Origin of the sequence: Gilvimarinus gilvus (assembly GCF_030518155.1) — a bacterium.
Taxonomy (GTDB): domain Bacteria; phylum Pseudomonadota; class Gammaproteobacteria; order Pseudomonadales; family Cellvibrionaceae; genus Gilvimarinus; species Gilvimarinus gilvus.
On sequence record NZ_JAULRU010000747.1, the window covers coordinates 1 to 977 of the forward strand.

General features: G+C 30.1%; 2 protein-coding genes. One reads left to right on the forward strand and one right to left on the reverse strand.

Going from position 1 to position 977, the window contains the following annotated elements:
- Nucleotides 1-396 (forward strand): hypothetical protein (locus QWI17_RS19365; protein ID WP_302724179.1); only part of this gene is annotated, 396 nt, incomplete at its 5' end.
- On the opposite strand, the gene QWI17_RS19370 is transcribed toward QWI17_RS19365, so the two are convergent.
- Nucleotides 386-829 (reverse strand): thioredoxin family protein, encoded by a 444-nt coding sequence (locus QWI17_RS19370; protein ID WP_125348917.1) that lies wholly within the window; start codon nucleotides 827-829, stop codon nucleotides 386-388. The genes QWI17_RS19365 and QWI17_RS19370 overlap by 11 nt on opposite strands.
- Nucleotides 830-977 lie beyond the last annotated feature (148 nt).

A 977-nucleotide genomic window follows, 5' to 3' on the forward strand; every position in this document is an offset into this window, starting at 1 on the left:
ATAAGAAATCAACGAAGTTTAGCAATTTTAAGCGAAAATCCTTTGGATGAAAAAACATATAATTTTAAGATTAAACCTTATAAAATTCACGAACGAATTAAAGATGTTAGTTTCTACTCTTATGATTCAGACTTTAAACATCAACATTTTATCAAACATCCAAATTCTATCGAAACGAAGTCATTTAAACTCCTATTAAATGAAGAAGATTCAGCGCTTCCTTTCTATGTGTTAATTCATCAATCAAAGCTTTATCCTTTCGAAAATAATAACAAATTAAAAAGGGTAATTGCCGATGCCAGCAACTACCCTTCTATTGTTAGAGAACTTGAAGAAACTTCTGATTCTGTTTTATGGAAAACCTCTCAACAAGGTTATTTCTCGATTAAATTTTGATATCGTTTATGAAATCTGTTGAACTACGATAACCCAAAACGACTTTGTTGATATCTCCTTTTCCGTTCATCAAAACAGTTGCAGGATAACTCAATTGTCCGTTTGTAAAGGCATATGCCATATAATTCGCTTTAGCAGGCGCAATATATGTATACTGAATTCCCATAAATTTTACCATATCCTTTGTTTCTGCATCAAATTTTACCGCAATATAATTTTTGTTTACATAATCTGCGACTTTATTATCTGTAAAAGTTTCTTTGTCCAAACGCTTACAGAATCCACACCAAGTTGTATAAAAATTAATCAATACAGGTTTTTCTGGATGTGCTTTTATTTCCTTTGTTGCTTCGTCTAATGATAACCATTTAATTTCTTGTCCGAAAAGAAATGATGATAAAATTAGGGCAGCGATTGCTAAGCTTGATTTCATAAATTTCAATCTTTATTATTTAACTCCGTGCATCAATTTCTTCATAACTGGATTTAATGCGATAACGATTAAACCTGCTACAATTGGTACAATTGTAAAAATTAAGAAGAAAGTTGATAACGAATATTCTTTTGTAATATTTTCGATT

What these genes read in the sequence shown, in the direction of transcription:
- QWI17_RS19370 (WP_125348917.1), bottom strand. Translation starts at nt 829, where the DNA reads ATGAAATCAAGCTTAGCAATCGCTGCCCTAATTTTATCATCATTTCTT.